Annotated in this window: 4 protein-coding genes and 1 pseudogene; 4 read left to right on the top strand and 1 reads right to left on the bottom strand. The window is 41.0% G+C overall.

The window, feature by feature from the left end; all coding sequences use genetic code 11:
- Positions 1-127: pseudogene (locus WKI42_RS11040) on the top strand (damage-inducible protein CinA); the annotation flags it as partial.
- 703 nt (positions 128-830) lie between these two features.
- Positions 831-12149, top strand: a complete 11319-nt coding sequence (locus tag WKI42_RS03480; protein WP_368081188.1) for a DUF1542 domain-containing protein — start codon at positions 831-833, stop codon at positions 12147-12149.
- Positions 12150-12262: 113 nt separating this feature from the next.
- Here the strand turns inward: WKI42_RS03480 and WKI42_RS03485 are convergent, their stop codons facing one another.
- Entirely contained in the window at positions 12263-14359 is a 2097-nt protein-coding gene (locus WKI42_RS03485) for a GH92 family glycosyl hydrolase (protein ID WP_368081189.1), read from the bottom strand.
- Between the two features lie 170 nt (positions 14360-14529).
- Between WKI42_RS03485 and WKI42_RS03490 the strand changes: the two genes are divergently transcribed.
- Complete coding sequence (locus tag WKI42_RS03490; protein WP_368081190.1) at positions 14530-15810, top strand: glycoside hydrolase family 125 protein; 1281 nt, start codon at positions 14530-14532, stop codon at positions 15808-15810.
- Positions 15811-15900: 90 nt separating this feature from the next.
- A complete protein-coding gene (locus WKI42_RS03495) occupies positions 15901-18546 on the top strand; it encodes an alpha-mannosidase (RefSeq protein WP_368081191.1) in 2646 nt (881 codons plus the stop codon).
- The last annotated feature ends 17 nt before the right edge of the window (positions 18547-18563 follow it).

Here is an 18563-nt window from a genome sequence, read left to right on the forward strand (position 1 = left end):
TGAACAAGGTTTAGAGCGTGGGAAACTTTTTGCCTTTCTGGATATGGTCCACCAAGGTCTTTTGACTTCCGAGGTTGCGAGTGAGCAATTAGGCATGCCTGTCGCTGAGTTTGAGGCATTGCTGTAAATAGGAACAGATGACATGTTGCCAAAATGAGGTAGCATGTTTTATTTTAGCTTTAGTTGTTAGTTGCAACAGGCAGACCAGCCAGAGACTGCTAACACTTTTAGGTCGTAATTAGGATGTGGAAGTTAGTCATATTTCTACGGTGAGGCGACTCTGGCGTGTTTAGCCTTTGAATTTTAAGAGAATAGTGCATATGAGAGATAGGGTCTGGTTCTGTTGGGCTCTGCTAGAAAGCTATCAGAGAATCTGAGCATTTAACTGACAGGTTCTATTTTTGGAAGAAAAAAAGCCAAAAACCTAAAAATCCTTGTATATTTATTTTACGAATATTTTGTTCAAAAAAACAAGAATAGTTCCTTTTAGGTATCAAAGTTATCTGCTTTTCAAAATAAAAAGAATTTATTCAAATTCATTTCCGAATTTTAGTTTTCAAGGAAATATAACAATATATAGAAAATTAAAGCATTTTCCTGATTTTAAAGTTAAAAAATTCATAATTTTGGTTATAAAAACGAACGAATTGTAAAAATTGTCTGAAAATGTTTTTTTTTTTAAGTAAATTTGATGAGCATTTAGTTTGCATATATATCACTTATCATGTACAATGAAGAAGTAAAGTATCACATGCAAAACCTCGTCCATGGCGAGGAATCTTTGCATGTAGATATGGACATAAAAAATATTTTTAAGGAGAACACAATAAGTGGAGAAGAAATCGCCTATGAGTCGTGTTGAACGCTCGCACCGTGAAAAAGTCACACGTTACTCAATCCGTAAATATAGTTTTGGAGCAGCCAGCGTAGCAGTTGCTGCCCTGTTCATGTTCTTGGGAAATGGAGCGGTATCAGCTAATGAGCTAAGCAAACAGGAACCAGTTGTAGAAGCACCAGCTCCAGTATCTGAAGGGGAAGCACCAAATGCAGCAGAAAGTGCTCCATCAGAACCAGCTAAGGAGGAAACGCCTACTAAGCTAGAAGAAGCTCCAGCACCTGCCTTGGACAAAACTCAACTCGAAGACTATATCAAAGAAATCGAAGGGAAAAATGCAGCAGGTAAGTATGCCAATAAGACAGAAGAAAGTGTTGCAGTCTTAAAAGCAGACTTAGAAACTGCAAAAGCTACACTAGCGAACGCAACAACACAAGACGAACTTACACAAGCTTACAACAAACTTGTCACTACAGCTAGCTCTAAATTAAAAAACAAACCTGTAGAGAAAAAAGAAACTCCAGAAGTAGACACTACTAACGGACAACCAACTGTAGGTAAAAAAGCAGAAAACACTGAGAAAAAATCAGAATCTAACGCAATCGAAAACACAGGTTCAAACGACCCACGTAACGATAAAGAGATTGATAAAGAGAATGCTTTCCGTACAGAAGCGACAGCTACAACTCATGCACCTACAACGGTAACTTCAGGGAATTTAAGTTATACTATAGAATTTTCTAATGATAAGACAAAAGAAGTCTATGCTTATAACGAAGAAGATACAGACATTGAGATTTCTGTAAATTCAACAACTGGTAAAAAATTAACAGAAGTGACCGTTAAAAAAGGGAGCGGGCAGTATTTAGATGGAAGACCTATATCTTCGCCTATTAACCCAGTAGAAACAGATGGTTTCGGATGGTCATACCATTCAACTACAAGTCCAACAACAGGTCCAGTAACAGTACGTGTAACAGGAAAACCAAATGATACGTTTAAGAAACTTGCATCTTATACTAAACAAGAAAATCAAAATGCGGTATTAGGGGATAGATATTTACATATTGTTGATGAAGCTGGAGATAAGATATCAGGTGGAACAAAACCATTTCACGATGGTTACTTCAAAATGGTTGTTAAATCTCAAACTTATAAATACAGCATCCAGCAACCAGAAAATAACGCTAATAAAATTGGTGTTTCAGATATTAACAACTTAACGGAAACTGATATTCAGAAAATTAAAGACCAAATCAAAATTGGATATTCTAAAACAAGCCAAGATGCTAGATTTGAATCTAAAAAAGGTCAAGATTTAGATAATCAAGCTTCTGTAGTGAAAAGTATTGACGTAAATGGACAAACTATCACTGTAACCTATAACGATGATTCAACAGACACAGCTTCAATTTCTGATGTGGCACGTACCAATAACGCACCAACAGTCGAAATTCCATTCTCTGATGCTGCAACAAAGCAGGTTTATGTTTATGGAGGAGAAGAAAATTCATTTGATATTAAATTCAAAGATGACTCAGGTAAGATCAAGAGTGCTGCAGTAGTTCAAGGCGGGAATAATGCATTTAATAAAGTAGAAGGTGAAGAAAATAAAGTAGATGTTGAGTGGGGATACACTGCGAACTTTATTGATGCTGAAACAACAGCAACAGAAGATTCACCGGCAATTATTAGTTATTCAGGAATGCCTGGAGGTAAGCTAACAAATAAACAATTAGAAACAGCCAGAACTAAAGGTTTAGTGTTAGGTAAGCGATATGCAACAGCGGCTGACTTAGATAATGCAATAATTAAAAATACTGCTCGAGGTAATTCGTTCCAAACAGACCCAGGAGCATTTGAAGTTGTATTGAAACCACAAACTCAAAAGTATGACATCCAAACACCAGCAGAAGCTGATAAAGTAGCAGTGGATGACGCGTCAGATGTGAGTGATGCAGAATTTAATAAAATCAAAGATAAGATTAAGATTGAATACTCTAAAAACAACATGGATGCTCGTCTAGCTGATAAAAAAGGTCAAGCTGTAGAAAATCAAGCAGACCGTATCGCAAGCATTAAAAAAGTTGATAACAATCTAGTTGTAACCTATAAAGATGGTTCAACAGATACTAGACCGTTAACTGACTTTGCACGTACAAATAATGCTCCAGAAGTAACAATTCCTTACTCTACAACTGCAAACGGTAAAAAAGATATCTATATTTATGCTAATGAAGATATCAATATCGACATTAAATATACAGATGATTTAGGTAAGATTAAATCTGCAACAATTAGACAAGGTGGAAATAGACCTTTAAGCGCTAAAGATGCAGCTAATCCTGATGTCATAAATAACGAATATGATATGACATTTACTCAGATTTCGGCAGAGACACCAGCAACAGCAGAAAATCCTGCAATTGTGAAAATTAACGGTAAAGTAACTAAAGATACAGCGGGACTTGATAAGAATAAGTTCCCTAAAGGTGATAATGATGAATATCGTCTAGTAACTCGTTATGCAACAGCAGTGGATACAGATGGGAAAGAAATCCATAATAGAGCTACTCTGGGTTCATATGCAACTGACCCAGGTTCATTCAGCATCGTATTAAAATCTCAAACGAAGAAATATGACATTAGAGAATTAGCTGATGCTGACAAGACAGTAGTAACAGATATTGCTCATATTCCAGAGGCTGAATTGGCTAAGCTTAAAGAAAATCTTCCATTAGAATACTCTAAGAAAAATGAAGATAAGAACTTAGAAGCTAAAAAAGGAACAGCAGTCGAAGCAGAAAATGCTAAGAAGGTTGTAAAAGACCTTGTTCAAGACGGTACGAACCTAGTAGTAACTTACCAAGATGGTTCTAAAGACACCATTCCTGTAGAGAAAGTTGTGAAATTAGATAAACAACCAGCAATTGAGGCAGTAACAACTGAAGCTGATAATAAAATCAAAGCTATTACTGACAATACTGCTTTATCACAAGCTGAAAAAGATAAAGCTATTGCTGATGTAACTGCAGGTAAAGATGCAGCATTAGAAAAAATCGCTGATGCTACAAATAGTACTGCGATAACAACAGCTCAAACAGATGGTACTGATGCTGTAGCGAAAGTAAATCCAATCGGTAAAGAAAAAGCTAAAGAAGAAATCGCTAAGACTTTGGAAGCTAAGAAGGAGGCTATTGCGAACAATGATAGCTTAACACAAGCCGAGAAGGAAAAAGCTAAAAAAGATGCTGAAGACAAGGCAGCAGCAGCCCTTGCTGAAATCGAAAAACAACCAGCAACAGCAGAAACAGCAGATGCGGCAACAGCAGCCCAAACTACTGTAAATGAAAAACAAGCTGAAGGAACCAAAGAAGTTGCTAAAATCAACCCAATCGGTAAACAAGCAGCATTAGACAAAATCGATGAAGCTTTAAAAGCTAAAGAAGCAGAAATGGATGCCCGCACTGACCTAACAGAGGAAGAAAAGGCAGAAGCGAAGGCAGAAGCTAAAAAATTTGCTGATGATAAAAAAGCTGAAATTAAGGCTAAAAATGATAATGCAGAAACGCCTGAAGCAGCTGAACAAGAACAAGGCGTAATCAATACAGCTGGCGACACTGGGAAAACAGAAGTAGAGGGTGTTAAGAAACCTGCTGCTAAAAAACCAGAAGCTAAAACAGAGGTAGCAACTACAGCCGCTGCTAAAAAGCAAGAGATTGAGAAAGATGGAGCATTGTCACCAGAAGCTAAGAAGAAACTTCAAGATGAGGTAGATGCTGTTAAGAAAGCTTCGGAAGAGGCAATCGATGGTGCTAAGAAAAATGCTGATGTTGCTAAAGCTAAGAAATCAGCAGAAGCAGCGATTAAAGCCATCAACTCTGCTCGTTTACCAGCGAACAAGGTAATTGCTGAAGATCCAACAAACTTAAAACCTGAAGAACAGGAAAAACTTAAAAAAGCGATTGAAGCGGTAAACCCTCCAGGGACTACAGTCGTTGTTAAGGCTGATGGAAGTGCTGAAGTAACCTTACCAGGGAAAACAGTGGCTGAACCATTAAAACAAACAGACTTAACAAAAGATGTAAATGCTTTAGATACTGCAGGCGGTGGTAACGACATCAACCGTCCAACGGATAAAGTGATTGTTGCAAATCCTGAAAGTTTGACAGATGCAGATAAAGAAAATATCAAAAAGGCTGTTCGTGAAGTAAACCCTAATGCTGTTGTGACAATTGATGATAACGGAACAGTAACGGTTTCAACACCAGAAGGAAATACAGCAGGATTTACAGCCAAAGAATTGGTGCGTACTTTAGCTGATGCAGCAAATCCTGATTCAGGTAATGCAGGAATTCTTAAACCAGCAGATAAAGTAGTTGGTAATGCAACAAATCCAGCTGATCAAGAAAAAGCAACTGCAAAACTGAAAAAATTAAATGGTGGCGACGAAAAAGTTAAAGCTGTTAAATATGACGCTGAAGGAAATGCAACAGTAGTTCTTAAAGACGGAACAATTGCGACAATTCCAGCAGGTGACTTATTCAAGACAGAAGAAGATGCTAAGAAAGCAAACGGTGGAGATGACATCAACAAACCGAATGCCCAAACAGTTGTAGAAGATATTGCAGCATTAAGCCCAGAAGAACGTACTAAAGTAAAAGACGTGATTAAGGCGAAAGTTGAAGCAGTAAACCCAGGTGCAGTTGTAGTAGTAGACGACCAAGGAAATGCAGTTGTAACAACACCAGCAGGTAAAACAGCAGTTATTGACGCAGATGATTTAATTAAAGGTGTTGATGAAAAATCTACTCCAAAAGCTGGTAACAACATCAACAACCCAGCAGACAGAGTACGTGTTGATAACAGTAAGCAACTAACAGATCCTGAAATCGCTAGAATTAAAGCAGCAGTTGAAGCAGTGAACCCAGATGCTACAGTAGTAGTCGATGACAACGGCAATGCGACTGTAACAACGAAAGATGGTAAAACTGCGACAATTCCAGTGGCAGATTTAGTCAAATCAGATGCGGATAAAGACAATGTTAACGGTGGAAACCAAGTAAATACTCCAGCTGATAGAGTAGTGGTAGACAATCCAGCTGCATTAACAGAAGATGATAAAAATGCAATTAAAGCTAAAATTCAAGCAGTAAACCCAGGTGCTGACGTAGTATTTGACGAAAAAGGAAATGCAACAGTAACAACACCAGCAGCACCAGGTGAACAACCGAAAACTGCAACAATTCCAGCGACTGATTTAGTAAAAACTAAAGCGGACTTAGCTGACCCAGCGAAACAAGATGCTGTAAACAAACCAGCAGACAAAGTAGTAGTTGATCCAGCCTTAGTAGATGATCCAAATGCAGATTTAAGTGCCGCTAAAGATGCTATTAAAGCAGCTGTAGAAGCAGTAAACCCAGGTTCGACTGTAGTAGTTGATGACAAAGGAAATGCAACAGTAACAACACCAGAAGGTAAAACTGTCGTGATTCCTAAAGCTGACTTAGTGAAGAAAGAAGCTGACAAAGAAACTGCTAAAGCAGGAAACAACATCAACAAACCAGTAGACAAAGTAGTTGCTGATAAAGATGCTTTAACACCTGAAAATATCGCAGCAATCAAAGCTAAAGTTCAAGCAGTAAACCCAGATGCAACAGTAGTAGTTGATGCAAAAGGAAATGCAACAGTAGTTACACCAGACGGACAAACAGCAACAATTCCAGCATCTGATTTAGTGAAATCTCCAGAAGAAGCTAAAGATGAAAAAGCAGGAAACAACGTCAACAAACCAGCCGATAAAGTAGCAGCAACAAAAGCTGATTTAGCTGATGATGCGAAGAAAGCAGACGTTAAAGCTAAAATCAAAGCGGCTGTAGAAGCAGTGAATCCAGAAGGTTCAAAAGTATTCGTAGACGACCAAGGAAATGCGACTGTAACAACTCCAGATGGTAAAACAGCGACAATCCCTGTTGAAGATCTTATCAAAGATACAACTCAACCAAATGCAGGAAACAAAGTAAACACTCCAGCAACGAAAGTGGTTGTAACAGATCCTGCTAATATTACGGCTGATGAAGATAAGATTAGAGCAGAAATCCTGAAAGTGAACCCAGGTGCAACAGTTGCATTTGACGAAAAAGGAAACGCAACAGTAACAACGAAAGATGGAGCTGTAGCAACAATTCCAGCCTCTGATTTAGCAAAAGATGCAGCTGACTTAAGGAACCCAGACAAGCAAGATGAAGTTAAGAAACCAGCGGACAAAACACTTGTTAAGAAAGCAGGTAAATTAACTCCAGCTGAAAAAGAAGCTATCAAGAAAGAAATTGCTAAAGTAAATAGAGATCCGAAGACAACTATCGTAGTTGATGATGAAGGAAATGCAACAGTAACAACTCCAGAAGGAAAAACTGTAGTAATCGCCAAAGAAGACTTAGTGAAATCTCCACAAGAAGTTGATGGTGCAAAAGCAGGAAACAACATCAACAAACCAGCGGATAAAGTAGCGGCAGCGGTGGCAGATTTAGTTGGACCGAATAAAGATGAAGTTAAAGCTAAAATCCAAAAAGCGGTTGAAGCAGTAAACCCAGGTGCGACTGTCTTTGTTGATGACCAAGGAAACGCAACAGTAACGACTCCAGAAGGAAATACAGCAACGATTTCTGTAGATGATTTATTGAAAGATCCGACGGCTAAAGAGTCTGCAAAAGCAGGAAACGAAGTAAATACTCCAGCAGAAAGAACAGTAGTAGCAAATCCAGCTGAATTAACTGATGCTGAAAAAGCTAAGATTACTGCAGCGATTCAAGAGGTAAACCCTGAAGGAACTAAAGTTGTATTTGACGAAGCAGGAAACGCAACAGTAACAGTACCAAATCAAGACGGAACTACAGCTACAGCGACAATCCCAGCTTCTGATTTAGTGAAATCAAATGCTAAAGAAGACTTGGAAAATGCAGCGAAACAAGATGCGGTTAAGAAACCTATCGATCAAACAGTAGTTGCTGATAAAGATGCCTTAACTGATGAAGACCGTAAAGCTATTAAAGCTAAAGTTGCAGAAGTTAACCCAGATGCAACGGTATTCGTGGATGAAAAAGGAAATGCGACAGTAACAACTAAAGATGGTAAGACAGCTGTAATCGCAGCGGATGATTTAGTGAAAACTGATGATGAAGTATTAAGCGATGCAAAAGCAGGTAACCTTATCAACAAACCAGCAGATCGAGTGTTTGTTAAAGATGGACAAATTACGGATGATGTTAAAGCAAAAATCGCTGCTAAAGTTCAACGTATAAATCCAGGAGCAACAGTATTCGTAGATGAAAATGGAAATGCGACAGTAACAACACCAGAAGGTAAAACTGCAACAATTCCAGTAGCTGATTTAACGAAGACTGACGCTGATAAAGCTAAAGTGAATGCAGGAAATAAAATCAATTCACCAGCAGACAGAGTCTTAGTCAAAGATAGAGATAAATTAACAGCGGAAGATATTCAAGAGATTGAGAAAAACATCTTAGAAGTTAACCCAGGAGCAACAGTAGTATTTGACGCAAAAGGAAATGCGACTGTTAAGAATGCAAATGGAGACATCGCAACAATTCCTGTAGAAGCCTTAGCGAAACCAAAAGCAGATTTATTAAAACCTGAGAAACAAGATTTAATTAAGAAACCTGTTGACAAAGTGTTAGTAACAGATCCAGCTAACTTGGATAAAGAAGCTATTAAGAAAGCTGTTGAGGAAGTTAACCCAGGAGCAACTGTAGTAGTGGACGATAAAGGAAATGCAACGGTAACTACAGAAGATGGTAGAAGCTTTGTAATTCCAGCAAAAGATTTAGTGAAAACTGCAGAAGAAGCTAAAAATGCAAAAGCTGGAAACAACATTAACAAACCAGCTGATAAAGTAGTAGTAGCTGATCCAACTAAACCATTATCTCAAGAAGAGAAAAAAGCGATTGAAGCTAAGATTAAAGAAGTTAATCCAGATGCAAAAGCGATCTTCGTAGATGATAAAGGAAATGCAACGGTAACTATAGAAGATAAAGATGGTAATACAGCTACAGCAACAATTCCAGCGGCAGATTTAGTAACAAGTCAAGAAGAAGCTAAACAACCAAATGCAGGAAACAAAGTTAACACACCAGCTGATAAAGTAGTTGTAAGTGATCCAGATCATTTATCAGACCAAGATAAAGCTAAGATTGCAGACGCAATCAAAGCGGTAAATCCAGAAGCTAAGGTGGCATTTGACGATAAAGGAAATGCAACGGTAACAACTAAAGATGGAGAAGTTGCAACAATTCCAGCGGCAGATTTAGTGAAAACTCCAGAAGAAGCAGCGAAACCAAATGCAGGAAACAATGTCAACACACCAGCAGATAAAGTAGCGGTTGATTCTTCTAAACCATTAACAGAAGATGATAAAAAAGCAATCGCAGCTAAAGTAGCAGAAGTTAACCCGGGTGCAACTGTAGCAGTAGACGACAAAGGAAACGCAACAGTAACAGTGAATGGTAAGACAGCGGTCATTCCAGCGGTGGCATTAACTAAGACAGCAGATTCAGCTAAAGAGCCAAACGCAGGTAACGACGTAGTTAAACCAGCTGACAAGACAGTTGTAGAAGATCCAGAATCATTAACAAAAGACGAGCAAGATGCAATCGCAGCTAAAGTTAAAGCTGTGAATCCAGAAGCTAAAACTGTAGTTGTTGATGACCAAGGAAATGCAACTGTAACAACTAAAGATGGTAAGACAGTGGTTATCCCAGCGAAAGATTTGGTGAAAACAGCAGCAGAAGCAGCTAAGCCAAATGCAGGAAACGATGTCAACACACCAGCAGATAAGACAGTCTTGGATCCAAATGACTTAGAAGCATCTAAGAAAGCAATCGAAGATAAGGTTAAAGCTGTCAACCCAGGCGCAACTGTAGTTGTAGATGACCAAGGAAACGCAACAGTAACAACTAAAGATGGTAAAGTAGCGGTCATTCCAGCCTCAGACTTAACTAAGACAGCGGATTCGGCTAAAGAACCAAACGCAGGAAACGACGTAGTTAAACCAGCTGACAAGACTGTAGTAGCAAATCCAGACTCATTAACACAAGATGAAAAAGATGCAATCGTAGCTAAAGTTAAAGCAGTCAACCCAGATGCGACTGTAGTAGTAGACGACCAAGGAAATGCAACAGTTACACCTAAAGATGGAAAACCAGTTGTCATTCCAGCCTCAGACTTAACAAAATCAGCATCAGACGCAGCTAAACCAAACGCAGGAAACGACATCGTTAAACCAGCCGATAAGACTGTAGTGGCAAATCCGAATGCTCTAACTCCAAAAGAGAAAGATGCAATTGTTGCTAAAGTTAAAGCAGTAAATCCAGGTGCTAAAGTTGTAGTAGACGACAAAGGAAACGCCACAGTAACATTTGAAAACGGTAAGACAGCAGTCATTCCAGCGGCAGACTTAACTAAGTCATCAGATGCAGAAAAAGCACCAAAAGCAGGAAATGACATCGTTAAACCAGCTTCTAAGACAAAAGTTGCAAATCCAGATGCTCTAACTCCAGAAGAGAAGAAAGCAATCGAAGCTAAAGTTCAAGCAGTCAACCCAGGTTCAACTGTAGCAGTAGACGATAAAGGCAACGCAACAGTAACGCTTCCAAACGGAAATACAGCAGTTATTCCAGCATCAGATTTAACAAAATCTGAAAAAGATGTGAACGATGGAAAAGCTAAAGACAATGCAGTTACACCAGCCTCTAAGACAAAAGTCGCAAATCCAAATGCCTTAACTGAAGCTGAGAAGAAAGTCATCGAAGACAAAGTTAAAGCAGCAAATCCAGACGCTAAAGTTGTAGTAGATGATAAAGGAAATGCAACAGTAGTCAAAGATGGTAATGTTTCAGTTATCCCATCAACAGACTTAGTTAAAGTTGAAGATGATGCTACGAAACCAAATGGTGGTAACGATGCAAACACACCAGCAGCTAAGACTGTAGTAGCAGATCCAACTAAACTTAAAGATGCTGAAAAAGAAGCTGTTAAGAAAGCTGTAGAAGCAGTCAACCCAGGTTCAACTGTAGTAGTAGACGATAAAGGAAACGCAACAGTAACCAAAGGTGATGGCACAGTTCTTAATATTCCAGCTTCAGACTTAGTCATCCCAGTAGAAAAATTAGCTGACGAAGCTAAGAACGCTAAAGTGAAAACACCAGCTATCCGTACATTAGTTGGAAATAAAGAAAACTTAACAAAAGACGAAAAAGACGCTGTTAAGAAAGCAATTGAAGCAGTTAACCCAGGTGCAACTGTAGTCGTAGACGATAAAGGAAACGCAACAGTAACAATGCCAGACGGTTCGACAGCAACAATTTCTAAAGAACAACTAGTGAAGAATGCAGAAGAAGCGAAAGCTAAAAACGGTGGTAATAATCTTGATTTCGACTTGAGTAAAGTAACGGTAGCAAACCTTGCTAATATTACTCCAGAAGAAAAAGCGAAATTCCAATTCATGGTTTTAGATCTTATTAACTCTAAAGATGAATTTGATCTTGATGCCTTCTTGAAAGAAACAGATGCACAAGGAAACACAGTTTATACTTCACAAGATTCTAACGTAACAATTACAATCGATAAAGATGGTAATATGAAAGTTACTAAAGATGGTAAGACTGATTTAGTGGTTAACATTGACGAAGAAGGAAATGTAACGATTGTAACCAAAGAAGGTAAAGTATTAGCTATTTCAAGAGATGACGCATTCAAACAACGTCCATATGTACCATCAAATGGTGGAGGCAATAACAGTGGTAACGGTAACGGAACTTCTGGTAATAACGGAGCTACTAACACTGACGCAAAAGCAGATAAAGCGAAGTTGGAAGGTGCTATCCATCAATTAGATGAATTGTTCATCCAAGAATCAGCTAGGCTTGATGCAGAAACTGCAAAAGAAGCGACTGACTTATTGGCAGACGCTAAGAAAGTATTTGCAGATCCGAAAGCAAGCCAAGATGAAGTGGATGCAATGGTTAAACGTATCGAAGACTTTATGGCGAAAGTTGCTCCATCAACTGACCCTACAAGCCCAGCTAAAGACCAAGCTGCTCAAACATCAGATGTAGCTCCAGCTACTGCTCAAGCAGCAAATGCCAACCAAGCAGCAGCAAACGCGCGTACAGTCGCTAAAGAATTGCCAAATACAGGTACAGCAGATTCTACTGTAGCTATGGTAGCAGCAGCCGCAAGTGCCTTACTTGGTCTTGGTCTTGCAGGCCGTCGTCGTAAAGAAGACGAAGAAGCTTAATTGGTAGATTGTTTGATAATTATCGAATAATAAGTCCGATTTTCAAAGCTTAAACAAGTACCTCTCATAAGAAAATCTCCTAGCAGGAAAGTCTGCTAGGAGATTTTTGCATTTCAGGAAGTGGACGGCTGACTTGGCAACCAGCTGAGGGTGAAGGTTAGATGATCAGCTTTTAAGAGGTCTTGGTGTTGGATACTAGATACGGGGAGCTTGTCAAGTCGACACTCTTTGACAAAGTTAAAATGGCTGTGGTTTTGCTCAGCATGTATATCTAGCCATTTATCTTCTTTGGCAAGATAGACTCGGAGATGGTCAAAGAGAGGAATTCCGAGATCATAGCTTGGTTTTCCTGGACAGGTTGGATAAAATCCGAGAGCTGACCAGATGTACCAGGCCGAGAGACTGCCATTGTCTTCATCACCAGGATAGGCTTGCCAACTTGGGTGAAAGGCTTTCTGACGGAGAGTCTTGATGAGAAGGGCAGTGTAGTCAGGGTAATTGCTGTAGCGGAATAGATAAGGAATGTGGAAGCTCGGTTGGTTGGAAATAGCGATTTGCCCAAAAGGAGCGGTAGCCATCTCGCTCATTTCGTGAATTTCGTAACCATAGCCTGTTGTCTCAAAGAGGGGAGCATCTTGACAGGTCTTCAAAAGGTAGTTGCTGAAGGCTTCTTTTCCACCCATAAGCTGGATCAAGCCTGGGATGTCATGGAGGACACCTAAAGTAGCTTGGATGGCAGAGCATTCAGCGTAGTCTCGTCCCCAACTATAGGGAGAGAAGTCAGGGCGGAAGTTGCCTTGGCTGTCTCGCGCTCGCATGTAACCTGTCTCAGCGTCAAATAGATGGCGGTAATTTTGTGAAGCAGTTCTATAAGTTTCTGCGATGTTTGTTTTTCCGAGTTTTTCGGCACAGCTGGCGATACAAAAGTCGCTATAGGCATAGTCTAGGGTATGGCTAACACTTTCGTGGTGGTCGGTAGAGAGGTAGCCCAGTTCTTGGTATTGGGCTAGTCCGTGGCGACCATTGATGCCGAGAGGGTCGGACTTGGTGGCTGTTTCAAGCATGGCTTGGAGGAGTTCTTCTTCCAAATCGGGGGCCATATCTTTGCAGGCGCTATCTGCTATAATACCGTCTAAAAGTGTACCAGGCATCATGCCACGTTCATCTGGGGCCAGCCACTTTGGAAGGTAACCAGTATCGCGGTAGCTATTGAGGAAACCTTCTAAAAAGAGACGATAATGCTCTGGTATGATAAGGGCAAAGAGGGGGAAGGTGGTGCGGAAGGTATCCCAGAAACCATTGTTGCTAAAGAGGACGCCGGGCTTGACAGTACCAGTAGCCAGATCCATGTGGATGGCTAGCCCTGATTCATCAATCTCATAAAAAGTCTGTGGGAAGAGGAAGAGTCTGTAAAGGCAGTGGTCAAAGAAGGTTCGGTCAGCCTCTCCTGTTTCCATGATATCAAAACGATGGAGGAGATTTTCCCAGTCCGCTTGGCCATTTGCTTTACAGCTATTAAAATCTTCGTGAGGTAGATTGATTAGAGCTTGAGAAGGAGAGATGAAAGAAGTTGCTAGCTGAATCTCTGCATGGCTATCTTCCAGGTCAATTCGCCAGTCTCCCCCTTCTTGGCTGACAGCAAGAATATCCGTATTCATTTGCAGGGCAGTGAATAGTTTTAGTGGATTTTTGTTGGTTTCAGTTTTACCTTCTTGTCGCAGGGCAAGATTCCTCTTATCTAATTGTTCCACGGTCAGTTCATCTGTTGCGTGGAGATAGAGGGAGAGGGCTTTGCCTTGCTTTTGTTCCAAACGAATAGAAGCACCGTAGCAAGTCGGTGTGAGCTGGCTTTCAATCTGATAGCGCAGGGAGAAAATTTTCAGATAATGAGGTTGGAAAGAGGCCTTATCCCTATCATAGGAAGACTGGCGGTGGAAGAGGCTGTCTCCACCCAGTTGGCCTGTAACAGGTGTCAGGAGGAGCCAAGAGTAGTCCCCAATCCAAGGACTGGGCTGGTGGGTTAATCGAATCCCCTGAAAGATGGGCAGATGCGGATCGAAAAACCAAGCTCCCTCTTGGTCACTGGTCTGGGGCACAAAGTAATTCATCCCAAAAGGAAGGCCTGTATAAGGCAGGGTATTTCCCCGAGAGAAGGCATGCTTGCTGGCAGTTCCAAATCGGGTATCGATGCTTTCAAGTAGTGGTTTCATAGTCTTTCCTTTAGCTGTTTTTCTACATTATATCAGAAAAAGAAGGCCTTTAGAAAAGGAGTTTTAAAGATAACTATTTTGTAGAAAAATGACTATCATTTGTGTATGTATTTTCTGTCTCAAAAGCTATATACTGAAAATGAAACTTGTTTGAAAGAGGATACTGCACGATGATTTATTCAAAAGAAATTGTTAGAGAATGGTTAGATGAAGTAGCAGAACGTGCTAAGGACCATCCAGAGTGGGTGGATGTTTTCGAGCGTTGCTATACAGATACCTTGGACAATACGGTTGAAATCCTAGAAGATGGTTCCACTTTTGTCTTGACTGGGGATATTCCTGCAATGTGGCTTCGGGATTCGACAGCTCAACTCAGACCCTACCTGCATGTGGCTAAAAGAGATGCCCTCCTGCGTCAGACCATTGCAGGTTTGGTCAAGCGTCAGATGACCTTGGTACTCAAGGATCCTTATGCCAATTCCTTTAACATTGAGGAAAACTGGAAGGGGCACCACGAGACAGACCATACCGACCTTAATGGCTGGATTTGGGAACGCAAGTACGAGGTGGACTCGCTTTGCTATCCTTTGCAGTTGGCTTATCTCCTCTGGAAAGAGACTGGCGAGATTAGCCAGTTTGATGAGACTTTTGTCGCAGCGACTAAGGAAATTCTCCATCTTTGGACGGTGGAACAAGACCACAAGAACTCTCCTTATCGTTTTGTCCGAGATACGGACCGCAAGGAAGATACCTTGGTAAATGATGGCTTTGGCCCTGATTTTGCAGTGACAGGCATGACTTGGTCAGCTTTTCGTCCGAGCGATGACTGCTGCCAGTATAGTTACTTGATTCCGTCAAATATGTTTGCTGTAGTAGTCTTGGGTTATGTGCAAGAAATCTTTACAGAATTAAACCTAGCTGATAGCCAGAGTGTTATCACAGACGCTAAGCGTCTTCAGGCTGAAATCCAAGAAGGAGTTGAAAACTACGCCTACACAAGCAACAGCAAGGGCGAAAAGATTTATGCCTTTGAAGTGGATGGCCTAGGAAATGCCAGCATCATGGATGATCCAAATGTACCAAGTTTGTTGGCTGCACCTTATCTGGGCTACTGCGACATTGACGACGAAGTCTATCAAGCAACTCGTCGTACCATTCTGAGCCCTGAAAATCCCTACTTCTACCTAGGAGAATACGCTAGCGGTCTTGGAAGTTCTCATACCTTCTATCGCTATATCTGGCCAATAGCTCTGTCTATCCAAGGCCTGACAACAAGAGATAAGGCAGAGAAGAAATTCTTGCTGGATCAGCTGGTTGCTTGCGATGGTGGTACAGGTGTCATGCACGAAAGCTTCCACGTGGACGACCCAACTCTCTACTCTCGTGAATGGTTCTCTTGGGCCAACATGATGTTCTGTGAGTTGGTCTTGGATTACTTGGATATTCGCTAAGGAACACGCTTTAGCGCAACTGATTCTTGTTAGAATCACAAATTTACATTTAAAACATTAAAAATTTAATTTAGAATGAGGTTTTACTTCATGGAAAATGTTGTTGTACATATTATCTCACATAGTCACTGGGATCGTGAGTGGTACTTGCCTTTTGAAAGCCACCGTATGCAGTTGGTGGAATTATTTGACAATCTTTTTGATCTCTTTGAAAATGACCCTGAGTTCAAGAGTTTCCACTTGGATGGGCAAACTATTGTCCTTGACGACTACTTGCAAATTCGCCCTGAAAATCGCGACAAAGTCCAACGTTACATTGACGAGGGCAAGCTTAAAATTGGTCCATTTTACATCTTGCAGGATGACTACTTGATTTCAAGTGAAGCCAATGTCCGCAATACTCTTATTGGTCAGCAAGAAGCTGCCAAATGGGGCAAATCAACCCAGATTGGTTACTTCCCAGATACCTTTGGAAATATGGGACAAGCGCCTCAAATTCTTCAACAATCAGGCATTCATGTGGCAGCCTTTGGTCGTGGTGTGAAACCGATTGGATTTGATAACCAAGTCCTCGAAGATGAGCAGTTTACTTCTCAGTTTTCAGAAATGTATTGGCAGGGTGCGGACGGAAGTCGTGTCCTCGGGATTCTCTTTGCCAACTGGTACAGTAATGGGAATGAAATTCCAGTTGATAAAGACGAGGCCTTGACCTTCTGGAAACAAAAACTGGCAGACGTGCGTGACTACGCTTCGACCAACCAATGGTTGATGATGAACGGCTGTGATCACCAGCCTGTCCAGAAAAATCTGAGCGAAGCCATTCGTGTGGCAAATGAACTCTTCCCAGATGTAACCTTTGTTCACAGTTCTTTTGATGAATATGTCCAAGCTGTGGAAAGTGCCCTACCAGAGCAGTTATCAACGGTTACAGGTGAGTTGACCAGTCAGGAAACAGATGGCTGGTACACACTTGCTAATACTTCTTCATCCCGCATTTACCTCAAACAAGCCTTCCAAGAAAACAGTAATTTGCTGGAGCAAGTTGTAGAACCCTTGACTATTATCACTGGGGGTCACAACCACAAGGACCAGTTGACCTATGCTTGGAAAACTCTTTTGCAAAATGCGCCGCATGATAGTATCTGTGGCTGTAGCGTGGACGAAGTTCACCGTGAGATGGAAACTCGTTTTGCCAAGGTTAACCAAGTCGGAACCTTTGTTAAGACCAATCTTCTCAACGAGTGGAAGGGCAAAATTGCAACTCACGAAGCTCAGAGTGACTATCTCTTTACGGTTATTAACACAGGCTTGCATGATAAGGTTGATACTGTCAGTACAGTGATTGATATTGCGATTTGTGATTTCAAGGAATTGCACCCAACAGAAGGTTACAAGAAGATGGCTGCTCTTACCTTGCCAAGTTACCGTGTGGAGGACTTGGATGGTCGTCCTGTAGAGGCTAAAATCGAAGACCTTGGGGCTAATTTTGAGTATGATTTACCAAAAGATAAGTTCCGCCAAGCTCGTATTGCTCGTCAAGTGCGCGTGACCATTCCAGTTCACCTAGCGCCACTTTCTTGGACAACCTTCCAATTGCTGGAAGGAGAGCAAGAACACCGCGACGGTATTTACCAAAACGGAGTGATTGATACACCATTTGTAACGGTGAGTGTGGGTGACAACATCACAGTCTATGATAAGACAACTCACGAAGCCTATGAAGACTTTATCCGCTTCGAAGACCGTGGTGACATCGGAAACGAGTATATCTATTTCCAACCAAAAGGAACAGAGCCAATCTATGCAGAGCTTAAGGGCTACGAGGTCTTGGAAAACACAGCTCGCTACGCTAAGATTTTGCTCAAACATGAATTGATCGTGCCTGTCAGTGCTGATGAAAAGCTAGAAGAAGAGCAAAAAGGTATCATCGAGTTTATGAAGCGTGAAGCTGGACGTTCAGAAGAATTGACAAGCATTCCTCTGGAAACTGAGTTGACTGTCTTCGTTGACAATCCACAAATCTGTTGCAAGACTCGCTTTACCAACACTGCCAAAGATCACCGTATCCGTCTCTTGGTCAAGACTCATAACACGCGTCCAAGCAATGATTCTGAAAGCATCTATGAGGTGGTGACACGACAAAACAAACCAGCAGCTTCATGGGAAAATCCTGAAAATCCTCAACACCAACAAGCCTTTGTTAGTCTGTATGACGATGAAAAAGGTGTGACCGTATCCAACAAGGGATTGAATGAATACGAAATCCTTGGAGACGACACTATTGCAGTGACCATTCTGCGTGCGTCAGGTGAGCTAGGTGACTGGGGTTACTTCCCAACACCAGAAGCACAATGCTTGCGTGAGTTTGAAGTCGAGTTTGCGCTTGAATGCCACCAAGCCCAAGAACGCTTCTCAGCCTATCGTCGTGCTAAAGCCTTGCAGACACCGTTTACCAGCCTTCAGCTTGCTAGACAAGAAGGAAGCGTGGCTGCGACTGGTAGTCTCTTGAGCCATTCTGTTCTCAGCATACCGCAAATCTGTCCAACAGCCTTTAAGGTAGCTGAAAATGAAGAAGGCTATGTCCTTCGCTACTACAATATGTGTAGTGAAAATGTGCATGTACCAGAAAGTCAACATCTCTTCCTTGACCTACTTGAACGACCATACCCAGTTCATAGAGGCTTCATTTCACCACAAGAAATTCGTACAGAATTGATTAAAAAAGAAGAAATTTAATTTCAAAAAGTAAACAT

The sequence above is a fragment of the Streptococcus pseudopneumoniae genome, from assembly GCF_038148935.1.
Lineage (GTDB): Bacteria > Bacillota > Bacilli > Lactobacillales > Streptococcaceae > Streptococcus > Streptococcus pseudopneumoniae_U.